General features: G+C 65.4%; 15 protein-coding genes. 7 read left to right on the top strand and 8 right to left on the bottom strand.

Annotated elements, in window-relative coordinates; translation table 11 throughout:
- The first annotated feature begins 175 nt into the window (after window positions 1–175).
- The gene (locus ACP26O_RS31510) at window positions 176–1561 is read left to right on the top strand and encodes an MFS transporter (protein WP_175662217.1); all 1386 of its coding nucleotides are present in this window, start codon (window positions 176–178) and stop codon (window positions 1559–1561) included.
- A gap of 80 nt (window positions 1562–1641) precedes the next feature.
- Here ACP26O_RS31510 and ACP26O_RS31505 read toward each other — a convergent pair whose 3' ends face one another.
- Window positions 1642–1806 carry a hypothetical protein gene (locus ACP26O_RS31505; RefSeq protein WP_175666375.1) on the bottom strand — a complete coding sequence of 55 codons (165 nt, stop codon included), beginning with the start codon at window positions 1804–1806 and terminating at the stop codon, window positions 1642–1644.
- Between the two features lie 29 nt (window positions 1807–1835).
- Here ACP26O_RS31505 and ACP26O_RS31500 point away from each other — a divergent pair, with 29 nt between their 5' ends.
- The 6 genes from ACP26O_RS31500 (at window position 1836) to ACP26O_RS31475 (ending at window position 10431) form a co-directional block, all read left to right on the top strand.
- Complete coding sequence (locus ACP26O_RS31500; protein WP_175666376.1) at window positions 1836–2852, top strand: AraC family transcriptional regulator; 1017 nt, start codon at window positions 1836–1838, stop codon at window positions 2850–2852.
- Between the two features lie 477 nt (window positions 2853–3329).
- Window positions 3330–5018 carry a tannase/feruloyl esterase family alpha/beta hydrolase gene (locus ACP26O_RS31495; protein WP_175666377.1) on the top strand — a complete coding sequence of 563 codons (1689 nt, stop codon included), beginning with the start codon at window positions 3330–3332 and terminating at the stop codon, window positions 5016–5018.
- Window positions 5019–5404: 386 nt separating this feature from the next.
- The gene (locus ACP26O_RS31490) at window positions 5405–6763 is read left to right on the top strand and encodes an MFS transporter (protein WP_175666378.1); all 1359 of its coding nucleotides are present in this window, start codon (window positions 5405–5407) and stop codon (window positions 6761–6763) included.
- A gap of 80 nt (window positions 6764–6843) precedes the next feature.
- Complete coding sequence (locus ACP26O_RS31485) at window positions 6844–7608, top strand: nitroreductase (RefSeq protein WP_175666379.1); 765 nt, start codon at window positions 6844–6846, stop codon at window positions 7606–7608.
- Between the two features lie 14 nt (window positions 7609–7622).
- Window positions 7623–9275: an AMP-binding protein gene (locus ACP26O_RS31480; RefSeq protein ID WP_175666380.1), complete on the top strand. Its 1653-nt coding sequence runs from the start codon at window positions 7623–7625 to the stop codon at window positions 9273–9275.
- Window positions 9276–9498: 223 nt separating this feature from the next.
- On the top strand, window positions 9499–10431 hold the full coding sequence (locus ACP26O_RS31475) for an MBL fold metallo-hydrolase (protein WP_175666381.1): 933 nt from the start codon (window positions 9499–9501) through the stop codon (window positions 10429–10431).
- A 125-nt stretch (window positions 10432–10556) separates the two neighbouring features.
- Here ACP26O_RS31475 and ACP26O_RS31470 read toward each other — a convergent pair whose 3' ends face one another.
- From ACP26O_RS31470 to eutB, 7 genes are all read right to left on the bottom strand, one after another.
- Window positions 10557–11951 (bottom strand): aspartate aminotransferase family protein, encoded by a 1395-nt coding sequence (locus tag ACP26O_RS31470; protein ID WP_175666382.1) that lies wholly within the window; start codon window positions 11949–11951, stop codon window positions 10557–10559.
- Window positions 11952–11971: 20 nt separating this feature from the next.
- The gene (locus ACP26O_RS31465) at window positions 11972–13450 is read right to left on the bottom strand and encodes an NAD-dependent succinate-semialdehyde dehydrogenase (protein ID WP_175666383.1); all 1479 of its coding nucleotides are present in this window, start codon (window positions 13448–13450) and stop codon (window positions 11972–11974) included.
- A gap of 123 nt (window positions 13451–13573) precedes the next feature.
- Window positions 13574–14044, bottom strand: coding sequence for an Lrp/AsnC family transcriptional regulator (locus tag ACP26O_RS31460; RefSeq protein ID WP_175662269.1), 471 nt, complete (start codon window positions 14042–14044; stop codon window positions 13574–13576).
- Window positions 14045–14057: 13 nt separating this feature from the next.
- Window positions 14058–15083, bottom strand: a complete 1026-nt coding sequence (gene doeB / locus ACP26O_RS31455; protein WP_175666384.1) for a N(2)-acetyl-L-2,4-diaminobutanoate deacetylase DoeB — start codon at window positions 15081–15083, stop codon at window positions 14058–14060.
- Window positions 15084–15087: 4 nt separating this feature from the next.
- Window positions 15088–16296 carry an ectoine hydrolase DoeA gene (gene doeA / locus ACP26O_RS31450; protein ID WP_175666385.1) on the bottom strand — a complete coding sequence of 403 codons (1209 nt, stop codon included), beginning with the start codon at window positions 16294–16296 and terminating at the stop codon, window positions 15088–15090.
- Between the two features lie 10 nt (window positions 16297–16306).
- Window positions 16307–17311 carry a cyclodeaminase gene (locus ACP26O_RS31445; RefSeq protein WP_175666386.1) on the bottom strand — a complete coding sequence of 335 codons (1005 nt, stop codon included), beginning with the start codon at window positions 17309–17311 and terminating at the stop codon, window positions 16307–16309.
- 1 nt (window position 17312) lies between these two features.
- Complete coding sequence (eutB, locus tag ACP26O_RS31440) at window positions 17313–18284, bottom strand: hydroxyectoine utilization dehydratase EutB (RefSeq protein WP_175666387.1); 972 nt, start codon at window positions 18282–18284, stop codon at window positions 17313–17315.
- Between the last annotated feature and the right edge of the window lie 53 nt (window positions 18285–18337).

Below are 18337 nucleotides of genomic sequence, written 5' to 3'. Positions count from 1 at the left end.
GGCCGCCGGAACTGCCGGGCCCGCCGCGCCGCCGCATCGCCGCATCCCCGTCCACGGCACGGGGAAAACCCCGATCCCCAATATCGTCCTATGACATCCGGCCTCGCTAATTGGCGGGATTACTTTGATCCTCGTCGGCGCCCGCCCGGGCGCATGCTGATAACGAGGATCCCTCATGCGATACGTGCCATCGTGGACTTCCGTTTCCCCCGCCGCGTCCGTCCCGGACGAGACGGCTTCCCGCGGCGACGAGCCGCACTGCCTGCCGCGGGTCGCGATCGCGGCCGCCGCCCTCGGCAACGCGACCGAATGGTTCGATTACGGCATTTACGCGTACGGGCTCGCCTACATCTCCGCCGCGCTGTTTCCCGGCAACACGGCCAGTGCGACGTTGTTCGCGCTCGGCACCTTCGCCATCTCGTTCCTGATCCGCCCGCTCGGCGGCCTGTTCTGGGGCCCGCTCGGCGACCGCCTCGGCCGCAAGCGGGTGCTCGCGCTGACCGTGCTCACGATGTCGGGTGCAACCCTGCTGGTCGGCATGCTGCCGACCTACGCGACGGCCGGCTGGCTCGCGCCGGCGGCACTCATTGTGCTGCGCATGGTGCAGGGCTTCTCGACCGGCGGCGAATACGGCGGCGCGGCGACCTTCATCGCCGAATACGCACCGGATTCGCGACGCGGCCTGTGCGGCAGCTTCCTCGAATTCGCGACGATTGCCGGGTTCTCGCTCGGCGCGCTGCTGATGCTCGGCTTCGCGCTGCTGCTCGGCGACTCGTCGATGCACGCATGGGGCTGGCGCCTGCCGTTCCTCGTCGCGGCCCCGCTCGGGCTGATCGGCTTCTACCTGCGTTCGCGCCTCGAGGAAACGCCGGTGTTCCGCGAACTCGAGGAGCAGGCGCAGCGGCGCGAGCAGAGCACCGCCGCCACCGCGCTGCCGGTCGGTCAGTTGCTGGTCCGCTATGCGCGGCCGCTGTTGCTGCTCGGCGGGCTCGTCGTCGCGCTGAACGTCGTCAACTACGTGCTGCTCGCGTACATGCCGACCTACATGCACAAGGAACTCGGCGTCAGCGAGAACATGTCGCTGCTGATTCCGCTGATCGGCATGCTCGCGATGATGGTGCTGCTGCCGTTCGCCGGCTGGCTGTCGGATCGCGTCGGCCGCAAGACGATGTGGTGGATCTCGCTCGTCGGGCTGTTCGTCGCGGCCGTGCCGATGTTCACGCTGATGACGCACGGCGTGCTCGGCGCATTCATCGGCTTCGCGGTGCTCGGCCTGCTGTACGTACCGCAGCTCGCGACCATTTCCGCAATGTTCCCGGCGATGTTCCCGACCCACGTGCGGTATGCGGGCATGGCGATCGCATACAACGTGTCGACGTCGCTGTTCGGCGGCACCGCACCGATCGTCAACGACTGGCTGATCGGCAAGACCGGCAATACGATGATTCCCGCGTACTACATGATGGCGGCCTGTGCGGTCGGGCTGGTTGCGCTGGCGGGCGTGATCGAGACGCGCGGGTGCTCGCTGCGCGGGGACACGGTGCCGGGGCGACCGGGCTGATACGCGACTGATCGGCTTCCCATAAACGGCATCCTTCGCATCGCCCGCCTTCCGGCAACGGACGGCGGGCGATGCGCATTTCAGCAGTACATCCACTTGCCGCCCGGCGTGAGGTCGTTTCGCGTGAGCCACGGATACGGCCACTCGAGTCCCACACCGGACAGCACGCCGATGCCCTCTATCAGCACCACGCGCACGGCCACCACGGGGAGCAGGTTTCGCTTGCGCCCGGCAGCGATTAACATCACTGCACTTTCCGTGGATGAGCCCGACCATGAACGATGCTCAAGACAAGGGCACAACCTCCATCAGCCTGGTGCGTGAGGCCATTCTCGTGGCGACACAGCGGAATCTCGACGTGTCGGCCGTTCTGCAGCACGCCGGAATCGCAGCGGAATTGTTGAATGCGCCGAGAGCCCGCGTGCCGGCGCTGGCCTTTTCGCGCCTGTGGGCGGCGCTGGCCGACTTGATGGACGACGAGTTCTTTGGTCTCGACAGCCACCCACTGCGCCGGGGCAGTTACGCGCTGATGTGCCACGCGGTGCTGCATTCGGACAATCTGGAACACGCGCTGCGCCGCATGCTTAAATTCCTGCGCGCCGTGCTCGACGACATTCACGGCGAGCTGCGCTGCGAAGGCGAGCATGCGGTGATCGTCCTGCATGACGATGGGCGCACACGCCGGCTCTTTGCCTACGGCACGTGGTTCATCCTCGTGCACGGTTTTGCATGCTGGCTCGCGCGCAGACGGATTCCGCTGATCGAGATGAGGTTTCGCGCGTCCGCACCAAGCGATGACAGCGACTACCGCATGCGCTTCTGCGAGGACGTGACGTTCTCCGCTGACGAGACCCTGATCCGGTTCGATCGCAGTTTCCTCGATCTCAAACTGTCCGGCACGGAAGCGAGCCTGCGTGCATTCCTCGAGAATGCACCGGCCAATATCCTGGTGAAGTATCGCAATGAATCGAGCACGACGGCCCAGGTCAGGCGCCGACTCAGAAACCAGGCGCCCGACGACTGGCCGGACCTCGACGCGCTCTCGCGGCTGCTGAATCTATCCGCGGCCACGCTGCAACGCCGCCTGCTGGCAGAAGGCACGAACTACCGGCAATTGAAAGACGAATTGCGTCGTGACATCGCGATCGAGTTGTTTTCCAGCACCTCTCTGACGGTCGCCGAAGTTGCGGCACGGACCGGATTCCAGGAAGCCAGCGCTTTTCACAGGGCCTTCAGGAAGTGGACGGGCGCCAGCCCGGGAATGTACCGCCACGGCAAGACGAACGCTTGATCGTAGGTCCGAGCGGCCGAAAGGCCCGAGCCTCGTTTCCAAACGAACTTTGCGCAAGAGCATGGCTGCCGACGCAACGCAGGGCCACGCCGTGCAACCGATGAATCGCGCGCGGACGGGTAGCGCCGATGCCGCATTCCGCTCATGTTCCCTGGGCAGCCGACGCACGAAGCACAGTGAAAACCCGGCGTGTCCACAGACCTCACGCAAACTGAGGTCGGCGGGCATGGATTGGTGTGCCGCCCAGGCTGACACTGCAACCGCGTTCGGCAAACCAGAACAAGCCTCGCGCCCGGTTGCGCGGCGTAACCGGAGTTGGCTCCGCGAAAGCCCCGCACTTGATAAACACCGCAAGACAGGCACTCGCTTACTCGGGCCGCAGCCTTCCTTTCAACCGCTGCCAAATCAGCGGCGAGAAGAGAAGAATTGCCCTCGACGAGCAGCGCATTGCGGTAGCAAAAATATATGGAGACGAGAATGAGAACCCGGTTCAGCACCCGCCGAAGCTCGGCTATTTTGAGTGCGCTATTCGCAGCATCAGCCGTTACCGTATCGGGCTGCGGCGACGATGACGCCGCACCGGCAAACGCCGCGGTCGTGACGGCAGCCGCGAAGTGCAGTGCGTTGGCTGGCACGACCGTTCCTGCCAGCTCGATCGGGTTGCCGACCACCGGTGCGACTGTCGTGTCCGCGACGCTCGTCGCCGATACCGCTTCGGGTAACCGCAATGGTGAGTACTGCAAAGTGCTCGGCACCATTCACCCGGTCGATTTCGATGCGCCCGATATTCGGGCGGAGGTCGATCTTCCGACCAACTTCAACGGAAAAGCGGTCCACTTTGGCGGTGGCGGATTTGACGGCACCATTGCCGATACCGAGGGTTCGCCCGCCGACGGGTTCCTGGCGGGGGCAGAGCCCGCGGGTGTCAGTACGCCGTTGCGCAGGGGCTATGTAACGATGGGGAGCGACAGCGGGCATGAGGGAAACGCGCTGGACGGCTCGTTTGCGGCAAACGACGAGGCACTCGCCAACTACGCAGACGACCACATCAAGAAGACGCATGATTTCGCAGCCTACCTCGCAAAGGCACGATATGGGTCGGACTTCGTGCACAGCTATTTCATCGGCGGCTCGAGCGGCGGACGACAAGGCTTGATCGCGGCGCAACGATTCCCGCACGACTACGACGGCATTATTTCGACCTATCCCGCGTCGGGAATCACTGGGCTGTGGTTGCAGATGGGCAGGATCTCGCGATCTCTGCTGGCGCCCGGCGGATACATCACGCCCGCCAAAGGCAAGGCCGTGCTCGCAGCGGTCATCAAGCAATGCGACGCGCTGGACGGTGTGGCTGACGGCATTATCAGCAACCCTGCTGCGTGCGTGTTCGATCCAGCAGCGATTCGCTGCTCGGGCGGGGGCGACACCGGCGACAGTTGCTTGTCAGACGCGCAAATCAATACGCTGAACACCGCCGGCACACCGCTCGACTTCAGCTTCGATCTGGCAAACGGAATTCGCACCTTTCCCGGATACAACGCGTTCTCCGGAGCGGACTTTTGGTCAACTCCGCTGGCCTGGGGTAGTTCCGCCGCCGATGCGACGGTCGAGCCCGGGGTCGTCGGCAAGACCGCATTTTTTTACGCGTTTCCCAATGACATGCTCCGGTTCGCTGCCGCTCGCGACCCTGCCGCCAGCATTCTGAATTTCAATCCTGCGGACCCGGGCTCATTGACCTCGCGCGTCCAGGCGGTGAGTGCGCTCATGGACAGTACCAGCACCGACTTGAGTCAATTCCAGAGCCGCGGCGGCAAGATCATTCTCCAGCACGGACAGTCAGACCAGTTCATCCCCGCGCAATTGTCGATCGATTACTACAACAGGCTGGTGTCCCGATTCGGGCAGGGGCCACTGGGTCAATTTCTGAAGTTCTACCTGGTACCGGGTGCAGCCCACAGCTTCGGCGGACAATTCAATGGTTCATATGACGGTCTGACGGCATTGGACAACTGGGTGACGAAAGGAATCGCGCCCAAAGATCTGACCATCACCGACCTGACTCCGGCAACAGCCGGACGCACCCGACCGCTGTGCGAATACCCGCAGTGGCCCAAATACATCGGGGGCGACCAGAATCTGGCGGCGAGCTTCTCGTGCTCGAATTAGTCCGGTTCGCAGTGCGCGGCAATCGGCTGTACCGGGCGGTTGGCTTCCGCCCGGAATTGTCCGCGCTGACGCAACCGGGTTCGCATGTTTCAGCCCGATGCAAATCACTACCCGCGCTACGCCCGTACTCAAACGAATAAACGAATAGCCCGTGCGATGCGGACCGTCGCACGGGGCACGGTTTGTCCACGGGACTGTGGCAATCCATCGTCAAGAGAAGCGATTTCTCCAACTGGCTGCCGCCAGTGCCATAACGCCGCAAACATCGGGGTCCGGCGACCTCATTCAGGTTGAAGTTCACGGACATGGACTGCCAATCGCGCCCGTCCGACACTGGTCGCAACTCGCGCGCATTCCCAGCACGACATTAAATCCAAGGAGACGACATGAACCAGATAGACGTGTACTCACTCGCCGGTCGGGCCAGATTCAATGGCTTTCATGCCCTTGTGCTGTTCTGGTGTGTCCTGATGTTGATACTCGACGGCTACGATCTTGCCGTCGTCGGCGCGGCGCTGCCGTCGATCATGAAGGACATGCACATCGACGCGACCAGCGCCGGCATCATGGCCGGCTCGACGCTGTTTGGCGTCATGCTCGGCGCCATTTTCCTCGGCACGCTTGCTGACCGTTTCGGGCGACCAACGATGATGTGCGTGTGCGTGGCGCTGTTCAGTCTGTTCACCGCGGCCGCCGGGTTGACGAGCGATCCCGTCAGTTTCAGCGTCACGCGCTTCGTCGCCGGCCTGGGCATTGGCGGCGTGTTGCCGATCGTCACCGCGCAGATGGCGGAGTTTTCGCCCAATGCGTTGCGTACCCGATTGGTCACGCTGGTGTTCGCGGGCTATTCGATTGGCGGAATTCTGGTGGCGCTCACCGCGAAGCAGCTTATCGGCAGCTACGGCTGGCAATCGGTCTTTTTCGCCGCGGGCCTGCCCGTCCTGCTGATCCCGTTCATCATCAAGACGATGCCCCATTCGATGGTCTTCCTGATCAAACGCGGCCGGCACGACAAACTGCGCGCGGTGCTGAAGCGGTTGGTGCCTGACTATCCGTCGAGCGGTCAAGAGCAGTTTGCGGGAGGTTCGTCAGACAAAGCCCAGGACGCCTCGGTGCGACGCCTCTTCCAGGACGGGCGGGGCTTCAGTACCTCGATGATCTGGGTCGCGTTCGTGACGGGCCTCTTCATGGTCTACGCGCTCAGTTCGTGGTTGACCAAGCTGATGGCGATGGCCGGATATAGCCTGGGCTCGGCGTTGAACTTCGTGATCGTGTTCAACGTCGGCGCCATCGTCGGTGCGATCTTCGGCGGCTGGCTCAGCGACAAGGTGAACATCAAGCGGGTGCTGATTGCGTTTTACGTCGTCGGGGCGGTGGCGCTGTCGCTGATGGGCTACACGAAGTCGACCGCATCGTTGTTTGTCGTCGTATTTGTGGTCGGCGCATCGACGCTCGGTACGCAATTGCTTGCCTACGCTTATGCCGGTGACTTCTATCCCCATGCGATCCGGTCTACGGGTGTCGGCTTTGCTTCCGGCGTGGGCCGGATCGGCGCGATCGTGGCTCCGGTGCTCATTGGTTGGCTCGTGTCCTTGAAGCTGCCGCTCGAACAGAATTTCATGGCCATCGGCCTGGCTGGCCTCATCGGCGCGGCGGCGGTGACGCTGATCAACCAGACACGTGCCGACTCGCATCGCTCGAACAGTGCGCCTGTTGTCGCGGTTCAGGGTAGCGCGGGCCACTGACGCTTCTGCCATCGCAACTCGATCGCCGACATCCTTGCGAACAACACGGCTCGTATGAGCTCTACCTCAGCAAACACCGTATGGCTAAGTGCAACGCACCTTTCAATGCCGGTATCGAAATGGACCGTCTCTCTCCTCCTCCGTTGAACTCGTTCGCCGACGTGACCCGCGCCGTCGATTGGGCGCTCGTCACGCGGCGCAGCGTCCGCGCTTTCCTTCCGACGCCGGTTCCTCGCGAGCACATCGAGGCCATCCTCGACGTGGCTCGCTTCAGCGCAACCGGCGTCAACATCCAGCCGTGGCATGTGCATGTCGTGACGGGCGCGACGAAGTCCCGCCTGTCTGCCGCCATCAACGAGATCAATGACGATCCTGACCGCAGCTCCGACCTGGACGAGCCCTACGACTACTACCCGCGCGAATGGATCGCACCGTATGTGGATCGCCGGCGCGCGGTTGGCTGGAACCTGTATGGCTTGCTGGGCATCGAGAAGGGTGACAAGGAGCGCATGCACGTCCAGCACGGTCGCAACTACGACTTCTTCGACGCACCCGTGGGCCTGTTCTTCACGGTTGACCGGGTCATGCGTGAAGGCAGTCTGCTCGACACGGGGATGTTCCTGCAAAGCGTGATGATCGCCGCCCGGGCGCGCGGCCTCGACACCTGCCCGCAGGCGGCTTTCAACAAGTTCCACCGCGTCATCGCCAACGAACTGTCCATTCCCGACAACCAGATGTTGGTGTGCGGCATGAGCCTCGGTTATGCGGATCACGGCTGCATCGAGAACACGCTGGTAACGGAGCGCAGTCCGGTACGCGATTTCACCACTTTTTATAATGAATGAATGGAGACAACGTCATGAGTGCAACGGCCTATTCTCGAGGTCTTGAGAAGAACGCGGCAAACCACGTTCCATTGACGCCCCTGACCTTTCTCGATCGAACCGCCGACGTCTATCCGAATCGCACCGCGATCATTCATGGCGACTTCCGGCAGACGTGGGCGAAAACGCGCGAGCGTTGCTATCGCTTCGCGTCGGCGCTCGTCCGATTGGGGATCGAGCCGGGCGACACGGTGTCGATCATCGCGCCGAACACCCCGGCCATGCTCGAGGCCCACTTCGGCGTCCCGCTGTCGGGCGCCGTTCTTAATGCGATCAATTGCCGCCTCGATGCCGACGGCATCGCATTCATTCTGCGCCACGGCGAATGCAAGCTGCTGCTCGTGGATCGCGAACTGGCTCCGCTAGTCGAGAAAGCGTTGCAGTCGGTTCCCAACCCGCCGCGTGTGATCGACATCAACGACCACGAAGCACCCGACGGCCCGGCCATCGGCGAAACCGATTATGAGTCGCTGCTGGCGAGCGGCGATCCGGAATTTGCCGGCCGCCGCCCGGCCGACGAGTGGACGCCGATCGCGTTGAACTACACGTCGGGCACCACCGGGGATCCGAAAGGCGTCGTGCCGAGCCATCGTGGCACCTATGTGATGAGCCTGTTGCAAATGACGAACTGGCCGCTCCCGCGTGCGCCGATCTACCTGTGGACGCTTCCCATGTTCCACGCGAACGGCTGGTGCTTCACATGGGCGATTACGGCAGCGGCGGGCACGCATGTCTGTTTGCGCAAGGTGAATGCCGCGAATATTCTCTCTGCCATCGCCAAGCACGGCGTCGATCATTTTTGTGCGGCGCCGATTGTTCTCGCAGGCATCGCGAGCGTGCCCCCGTCGGAACTGCAGCCGTTGCCTCGTCGTGTGCGAGTTCTGACCGCCGGCTCGCCGGCGCCGGCAGCGGTGCTGGAGGCCGTCGGCGCGATGGGTTTCGACGTCGACCACGTCTATGGCATTACCGAAATCGCCGGCACACCGATCAGCTGTGCATGGCACGACGAGTGGGATACGTTGCCGCCGGAGCAGCAAGGGAGAATGAAAGCGCGACAAGGTGTACGCGCGGCGGCGTTCGAGAACATGTCGGTCACCGATCTCGCGACGCTCGAACCCGTCCCCGCCGATAGCACGTCTTGCGGCGAAGTTCTGGTCCGCGGGAATACGGTCATGATGGGTTACTTCAAGAACGCCGACGCAACGGCAAAAGCGTTCGCCGGCGGCTGGTTCCACACCGGCGATCTTGCGGTCGTGCATCCCGACGGCTATATCCAGATCACCGACCGCTCGAAGGACGTCATCATCTCGGGTGGAGAAAACATTTCGTCCGTGGAAGTGGAAGAGGTCATTTATCGCATGGCAGGCGTGCTCAACGCGGCCGTGGTCGCTCAGCCGGATGACAAATGGGGCGAGACGCCTTGTGCGTTCATCGAACTGAAACCGGATGCCTCCCCCATCACCGAGCAGGACGTGATCCTGTTCTGCCGCGAGCGACTGGCGCATTTCAAATGCCCGCGCCGTGTGATTTTCGGCGAATTGCCCAAGACCGCCACGGGCAAGATCCAGAAGTTCCGCCTTCGGGAGCAAGCGGGCAGCCAGGCCGCGATCACGAGATTGGCGGGATAGCGCTGTCGGTCCCCTCGGCGCCCTGACGGGCGCCGGATTGTTGTCGCCCGGACAACATCATGTGCGCACACGCGGTGCTACTGGCATCCGCCGCCCTTTCCTACAATCGCTCACACGCTCGATCGACATGCGAGCGAAGCGAAGGACGCGACCTGCACGGTCGTGCTCGCGAACCGCGCTGCGCAGTGCGGCTTACCCCACATGATCAACAGGACGATCGACCATGAACAAATCCATCCGCAATGTACAGCCGGTTACCGCCCCCCTCGGCAACGAAGAGGCGGGCGAACTCGTCTCTTCCCGCTATGCGGTGCGCATCGGCGACGTCGATGTCGTGCTGATCAGCGACGGCGTTCTGCCGCTGCCGACCTCCACCATGTCGACCAACGTGAGCGAAGCGGACCGTAACGAATGGTTCGACGGCCGCTTCCTGCAACGCGACATGTTCGACTGGGCGCTGAATATCGCGCTCGTGCGCAGCGGCGAGCGCCTGATCCTGATCGACTCGGGCGTGGGCGACGGCTTCGAATACTTCACGCGCGCCGGGCGATCGGTCATGCGTCTGGAATCGGCCGGCATCGATCTCGCTGCAATCACCGATATCGTGATCACGCACATGCACATGGATCACGTCGGCGGCCTGAACACCGACGGCGTCAAGGCCCGGCTGAGCCCGGACGTGCGCATTCACGTTTCGGCCGCGGAAGTCGCGTTCTGGAAGAATCCGGATTTCAGCAAGACGGTGATGCCGGAAACCGTTCCGCCCGCGCTGCGCAAGGCGGCGGCCAAGTTCGTCGAGCTCTACGGCGAAAACATCGTGCAGTTCGACCGGACCGTGGAAGTCGCGCCGGGCGTGTCGGCGCGCGTGACGGGCGGGCACACGCCGGGACACTGCGTGGTGGACATCGCGTCGAAGGGTGAAAAGCTGACGTTCGTCGGCGATGCCGTCTTCGAAGTCAACTTCGACAATCCCGACTGGCAAAACGGCTTCGAACACGATCCCGAAGGGGCGGTCGACGTGCGTATCGCGCTGTTCAACGAAGCCGCCGAAACCGGCGCGATGCTGGCCGCGGCGCATGTGGCGTTTCCGTCGATCGGGCATGTCGCAAAGAATGGCGACGGTTTCCGCTTCGTTCCTGTAACGTGGGACTACTGATCGATGCGGGGCTGACGACGGACGACGTTTCCCGAATCGGCACCGGTCAATAGAAAGACGCCGCCGCACTTCCGTGCGACGGCGTCTTCTCGCGCACCCACGCGCACATCAGCGCCGCATGACCCTCACGCGACGGTCGAAATATTCCGCTCCGCGACCTCGTCCACGGCGTCCTTCACGATGCCGACGATCTCGTCCGCCTCCTCGCGCGTCATCACGAGCGGCGGCGCAAACCCGAGAATGTCCCCATGCGGCATCGCGCGCGCGATCACGCCGCGCTGCAGCGCCGCGGCCGACACCTGCGCGCCGATCTTCAGCGCCGGATCGAACGGCGTGCGCGCATCCTTGTCGGCCATGAATTCGAGCGCGGCCAGCATCCCGACGCTGCGCACCTCGCCGACGAGCGGATGCGCGCCGAACACGTCACGCAGCTTCGCGCCGAAATACGCACCCACCTCGGCAGCGTTGCCGACCAGGTTCTCGCGTTCGAGAATCGCGAGGTTCGCGAGTGCCGCGGCCGCGCATACCGGGTGCCCCGAGTACGTCCAGCCGTGCCCCATCGGCCCGTGCTCCTGCGAGCCGCGCGCGATCACGTCCCACACCTTCTCGCCGACAATCACGCCCGACAGTGGCGCATACGCGCTCGTCAGCCCCTTCGCGACCGTGATCAGGTCGGGCTCGATCTCGAAGTGCTGCGCGCCCATCTTCGAACCCAGGCGCCCGAACCCGCAGACGACTTCATCCGAGATCAGCAGGATGTCGTGCTTGCGCAGCACGGCCTGAATCGCCGGCCAGTAGCCGCGCGGCGGCTCGATGATGCCGCCGGTGCCCATCACCGGTTCGGCGATGAACGCCGCGATCGTGTCGGCGCCTTCGCGCGCGATCAGCTTCTCGAGCTCGTCGACGCAGTACGCGACGAACTGCGCTTCGCTCATGCCGACGGGCGCCTTGCGATACCAGTGCGGACACACCGTATGCTTCACGCGATCGATCGGCAGGTCGAAGTGCTGGTGGAAGCTCGGCAGGCCCGTGAGGCTGCCCGTCACGATGCCCGAGCCGTGATAGCCGCGCTCGCGCGAGATGATCTTCTTCTTGTTCGGACGCCCGAGCACGTTGTTGTAGTACCAGACGATCTTGACCTGCGTCTCGTTCGCGTCGGATCCCGACATCCCGTAGTAGACCTTCTTCATCCCGGCCGGCGCCCAGTCGATGATGCGCGACGACAACTCGATGATCGCGTCCGACGAATGGCCGACATACGTGTGGTAATACGCGAGCTGCTTCGCCTGCGCGTACATCGCCTCGGCGACCTCGGTGCGGCCGTAGCCGATGTTCACGCAGTAGAGGCCTGCGAACGCGTCGATATAGCGCTTGCCCTGGTGGTCCTCGATATGGATGCCTTCGGCGCCGCGCACGATCTTGCCGGGCAGCGCGCCGGTCTCGTGGTCGTACGCGTGCGTCGACGGGTGCATGAAGTGGGCGCGGTCCTCGCGCAGCAGTGCGTCGATCGATTGTTTCATGATGGGTTCCTTTGAATGAGTCAGGCCGTCGCCGTAACAGGCAGGCCGAGATTGCCGAGGCAGAAGTACTTGGTTTCGGTGAACGGTTCGAAGCCTTCGGCGCCGCCTTCGCGCCCGAGGCCCGACGCCTTCATCCCGCCGAACGGGATCGGCGCCCCGGTGAATTTCACGCCGTTGACCGACACCATCGCGAAATCGAGCCGCCGCACGAGCTGGAAGATCGTGTCGATGCGCGTCGCGCACACGTAGGCGGCGAGGCCGTACTCGGTGTCGTTGGCCTTTTCGATCACCTCGTCGAGCGTGTCGAATGCACACACCGCCGAAATCGGCGCGAAGTTTTCCTCGTCGACCACGCGCATGCCCGGTGCGGCATCCGCGATCACGGTCGGTTCGTAGAACCAGCCGCCGAGCGCATGCGGCCGGCCGCCCGCGACGATGCGCGCCCCGCGCGCACGTGCGTCGTCGACGCGCGCCGCCGTCGCATCGAACGCGGCCTGGTGGATCAGCGGGCCGACGTCGACGCCCGGCTCGAACGCGGGGCCGGTCTTCAGTTCCCGCACCGCGTTCGCGTAGCGGCTGACGAATGCTTCGTACAGCGGGCGCGCGACGAAGATCCGGTTCGCCGCACAGCAGTCCTGCCCGGAGGTCTGGAACTTCGCGCCGATGGCGATCCGCACCGCCTGGTCGAGGTCCGCATCCTCGGTCACGATGAACGGTGCGTTGCCGCCCAGTTCGAGCGCGATCTTGCGAATGCCGGCCTTCGCGGCGGTTTCGGTCACGAGCCGCCCGACGCGCGTCGATCCGGTGAAGCTCACCGCGCGCACGCGCGCATCGCCAACGAGCGTTTCCATCGCCATCTGCGGTTCGCCGAGCACGACGTTGAACACGCCGGCCGGGAAACCGGCCTCGTCGGCGAGCTGCGCGAGCGCGAGCGCCGAAAACGGCGTCTCGTGCGCGGGCTTCACCACCACCGCGCAGCCGACCGCGATCGCGGCGGCGGCCTTGCGCGTGATCATCGCGGCCGGAAAATTCCACGGCGTGATCAGCGCCGCGACACCGACCGGCTCCATCACCGTGCCGAGATGCGCGCCGTCGATATGCGTCGGTATCGTGCGGCCCGCGACGCGTTTCGCCTCGTTCGCGAACCATTCGACGAAGCTCGCCGCATAGCGGATCTCGCCGCGCGACTCGGCGAGCGGCTTGCCCTGTTCGAGCGACAGCAGCGCGGCGAGATCGTCGAGATGCCGCAGGATCAGCGCATGCCAGCGCAGCAGCGCCGCGCTGCGCACCGCTTGCGGCGTCCAGCGCCACGTGTCGAACGCACGCTGCGCGGCGTCGACGGCGGCGACGATCTGCACGCGCTCGAGCATCGGCACATGGCCGATCACGGCCTGGTCGGCGGGGTTCACGACGGCGACCGTCGCGGCACTGTCGCTGTGGATCCAGCGACCGTCGACATAGCACGTCGACTTGAACAGAACGGGGTGTCCGGGCAGCATGCTGCGTCTCCTCGTTTGGGTGGGCACGAGCTTCATTCTGGCGTGCCGCCGGGTGCGGAAATTTCGGTTTCGGCGCCCGTTTCCTGCGGTTTTTTCCGTATTGCCGCGCGTTCGCGCGAAGTTTCAGTGCCAGTCCGGCGCGCCGCCGGATTCGCACTTCACGACCTTCGTCACGATGTACGTGAAGTAGCGTTCGATGCCGAGGTCGTCCATCAGCAACGCATCGATGAAGCGCTGGTAGTGGTCGATGTCCCGCGCGAACACATGCAGCACGTAGTCGACGCCGCCACCTGTCGCGAAACACTGCGCGACCTCGGGCGCCGCGCTCACGCGATCCTCGAAACGCCGCATGTCGGGCGCGGTATGACGCGACAGCGTCACCTCGACGACGATGCGACTGCCCGAGAACACACCGATCCAGTCGACGTCCGCGCGATAGCCTCGGATCACGCCGCTTTCCTCGAGCTTGCGCACGCGCTCCCACGCCGGCGAGATCGACAGGTTCACGGCCTCCGCGAGCTTCGACTTCGTGATGCGTCCGTCGCGTTCGAGGATGCGCAGGATCGCCAGGTCGTATCGGTCGAGCTTGATCACGTCGTGCACACCCCTATGCGGCCACCGGAATGTTGCGCTCGACGATGTCGGCGACCACCGCGATCGTGTCGCCGGCCTGCACGATGCCCGGGAAGTGCCGGGCGGCGAGCAGGCCGCGCCGGCGCGCGACGTATTCGACCGGCGCGACGCCCGTGCGGTCGATGTCGTGCACGCGTGCGAGCACGTCGCCCGCATCGACGTCGCTGCCGAGGTCGCGGCACATCTCCAGCAGCCCGCGATGCTCGCTCGTCGTGAAGCACGAGCCGTCCGGCATGTCGAGCAGCGTGGTCGTGCGCGGTGCGGCGCGTGCGCCGTCGCCCTTCTCGATCACGCCCGCATGCGCGAGAAACCCGCGCACGCCGCGCTCGGCGATCGCGACGCTCGCGGCCGTCGACGACCCGCCGCCGCCCAGCTCGGTCGACACGAACACCTTGCCGGCCGCCTCGGCCGCGCTGTCGAAGAGTCCCACGCTGTCGAGCTCCAGCATGCGCATCGAGTACGGCGCGCCGAATGCGCGCATCGCGCGATCGCAGCGTGCCTGCTGATCGCGATCGTCCAGCACGTGGATCGCCGCGAACGGCACGAAGTCGAGCGTGCGGCCGCCCGCATGGATGTCGAGCACGTGCGTCGCGAGCGGCAGCAGATGACGCTGGAAGTAATCGGCGATCTTCTCGGTGACGGTGCCGTCCGGCCGCCCCGGAAAGCTACGGTTCAGGTTGCCCGAATCGATCGGCGACGTACGGCAACCGGCGCGGAATGCCGGGTAGTTCATGAACGGCACGACGATCACGCGGCCGGTCACGTCGGCCGCCTTCAGCGAACCGGCGAGCTTCGACAGCGCGACCGGCCCTTCGTATTCGTCGCCGTGATTGCCGCCGGTCAGCAACACCGTCGGCCCGTCGCCGCGCTTCACGACGGTCACCGGAATCATGATCGCCCCCCACGCGGAATCGTCGCGCGAGTAAGGCAGCTTCAGAAAGCCATGTTGTTCGCCGTCCGCGTCGAAGTCGACGGTCGGCGTGATCGGAGAAGCCCGCATCGCCCTACTCCTTCACGAACAGCTTGCGCGGCGTGTTGCAGAACGTCTCGACGCCGGTTTCGGTGATCAGGATGCTTTCGGTGATCTCCAGACCCCAGTCGTCGAGCCACAGCCCCGGCATGAAATGGAACGTCATGCCGGGCTCGAGCACCGTGCGGTCGCCCGGGCGCAGGCTCATCGTGCGCTCGCCCCAGTCCGGCGGATAGCTCGCGCCGATCGGATAGCCGCAGCGGCTGTCCTTCTCGATGCCCGCGCGGCGCAGCACCGCGAAGAATGCGTTCGCGATGTCCTCGCACACGTTGCCGGGCTTCGCGGCCGCGAGCCCCGCCTCGATCCCTTCGACCACCGCGCGCTCGCCTTCGATGAAGTGCGCGGGCGGCTTGCCGAGATAGACGGTGCGCGACAGCGGGCAGTGATAGCGGCGGTAGCAGCCCGCGATCTCGAAGAACGTGCCCGCGCCGCGCGCGAACGTCGTGTCGTCCCACGTCAGGTGCGGCGCGGCCGCATCGGCGCCGGTCGGCAGCAGCGGGACGATCGCCGGATAGTCGCCGCCGAAGCCGTCCGCGCCGCCGATCCCGGTCGCATAGATCTGCGCGACGAGATCGCTCTTCTTCATGCCGGGCTCGATCGCGTCGACGATGTGCGCATGCATGCGCTCGACGATCCGTGCGGCAACGCGCATGTACTCGATCTCGCGCGGCGACTTCACCGCGCGTTGCCAGTTCACGAGCGCGGTCGCGTCGACCCAGCGCGCGGCCGGCAGATGCTTCTGCAGCGACGCATACGCGGCCGCGCTGAAGTAATAGTTGTCGAGCTCGACGCCGATGCGCAGCGTGCTCCAGCCGCGTGCGGCAATCACGTCGGTCGACAGGTAGTCCATCGGATGACGGGCCGTCGACTGCACATAGTGATCCGGGTAGCCGACGATGTTCTCGTGCGCCATGAACACGGTGCGCTTCGCGCCGTTCGCGTCCTGGCCGCGGCCGTACCAGACGGGCTCGCCGTCCATCGGCAGCAACACGCACTGGTGTACGTAGAACGACCAGCCGTCATAGCCGGTGAGCCAGCCCATGTTGGTCGGGTCGGTGACGATCAACAGGTCGATGCCGGCCCGCTGCATCGCCGTGCGCGTCTTCGCGATGCGCGCAGCGTATTCGCTGCGCTCGAACGCGAGGCGCGGCACGGCTTGGTTGGTTTCGATGACTGCGGACATCTGTCTCCTCTCAGGTCGTGAGGTCGTTGTGGAAAATCGTGCCCACCTCCGCCGCGCGGGCGCGCTGCAGCGCGAGCACGGCAATGGCGGTGTCCTGCGCGCCGGTTCCGGTCAGGTCGCAGATCGTGATGTCGTCGCGATGCGTGCGGCCGTCGCGCTGCCCGGCGATCACTTCGCCGAGTTCGGGAAACACGGCGTCGGCCGCGACCGCGCCGGCGGCGATCGCGTGCGCGAGTTCGCCGGCCACGCGGGTCTGCTGCAGCCGGTCGCAGAAGTAGCGCGCCGCGCCGAACACCGACGGCGCGAGCTCGGTCTTGTAGTCGGCGTCGGAGCCCATCGCTGTCACGTGCAGCCCCGGATGCAGATCCTCCGCGTGCACGAGCGGCTCGCGACTCGGCGTCGTCGTCACCGCGATGTCCGCGTCGGCGAGCGCCGCATGCACCGATCGCGCGACGATCGCATCGATCCCGTGCGCGGCGCGCACGTCGGCCGCGAACCGTGCGGCACGCCCGGCGTCGCGCGCCCAGACCGTCACGTGCGTGATGTCGCGCACGAGCATCAGCGCGTCGAGTTGCAGCCGCGCCTGTTCGCCCGCGCCGACGATCGCCGCGCGGCGCGCATCGGTACGCGCGAGCCGGCGTGCGGCCACCGCGCCGGCCGCCGCGGTGCGCACGGCCGTCAGGTAGCCGTTGTCGAGCAGCACGGCCTCGGTCAGGCCGGTGCGCGCGGACAGCACCAGCATCAACCCGTTCAGGCTCGGCAGCCCGAGCGACGGGTTGTCGAAGAAGCCGGGGCTGACCTTGATCGCGAAGCTGTCGAAGCGCGGCAGGTAGGCGGTCTTCACGTCGACTTCGCCGTGCCGCGCCGGCAGCGCGAGATTGAGGATCGGCGGCATCGCGACCGCATCGGTGGCGAGCGACGCGAACGCGGCCTCGACCTGGTCGATCGCGGCCAGATCGAGCGGAACCAGCGCGCGCAATTGCGCCTGCCCGAGCAGCGTGACGGGATGGGTCATGTCAGTTCTCCGAAACGAGCCGGCGATGCACGGCCATGTCGATGTTCGCGCCGCTGACGACCGCGACGATCGGACCGCCGCGCTCGCGGCGCGCGATCCGTTCGTCCAGCAACGCGGCGATGCCGACCGCGCCCGCGCCTTCCACGACGAGACGCTCTTCGCGATACGCATGCGCGATGCCGCGCGCGATCGCCGGCTCGTCGAGCAGCACGACGCCGTCGGCCAGCGCGCGCGTCATGTCGAACGTGTAGCGGTTGTCGAGGCCGATGCCGCCGCCGAGCGAATCGGCGAGCGTCGGCTGTTCATCGACGTCGACCGGGCGCCCGGCCGCGAGGCTCGCGTGCATCGCGGCGCCGCGCGTCATCGACACGCCGATCACCTCGATCGCCGGCCGGATCGCCTTCGCGGCGAACGCGACGCCGCTGAACAGCCCGCCGCCGGACAGCGGCACGACGAGCGTTGCCGCATCGGGCAACGCTTCGAGAATCTCGACGCCGATCGTCGCCTGCCCGGCGATGATTCGAGGATCGTCGAACGGCGGCACGTACGCATAGCCTTCGTCGCGCACGAGACGCCGCGCGTCGGCCTGCGCGTCGTCCTGGCTGTCGCCCGCGATCACGACCCGTGCGCCGAGCGAGGCGACCGCGTCCACCTTGTTGGCCGGCACGAGCGATGACATGCAGACCGCGGCCTCGATGCCGAACACGCGCGCCGCATGCGCAACCGCACGGCCGTGATTGCCGGTCGATGCGGTGACGACGCGCGTCACACCCTGCGACGCGAGTTCAGCGAGCGCGTTGGCCGCGCCGCGCAGCTTGAAGCTGCCGGTCGGCTGCAACGTTTCGAGTTTCAGATGGACGGGGGCGCCGGACAGCGCGGACAGCGCGGCGGACGTGACGAGCGGCGTGACGCACGCATGCCCGGCGATGCGTCGGCGCGCACGGTAGACGTCGGACAGCGACAGGAAGGACATGGATCGCGCGCCTCATTGATGTGGTGCGATCCAGTCTAATGTTCCAAATTGCG

Origin of the sequence: Burkholderia sp. R-40 (assembly GCF_049942845.1) — a bacterium.
GTDB classification, from domain to species: domain Bacteria; phylum Pseudomonadota; class Gammaproteobacteria; order Burkholderiales; family Burkholderiaceae; genus Burkholderia; species Burkholderia ambifaria.
Note: the sequence above shows the minus strand (reverse complement) of the source record. Positions and strands in the feature narration are given on the sequence as shown.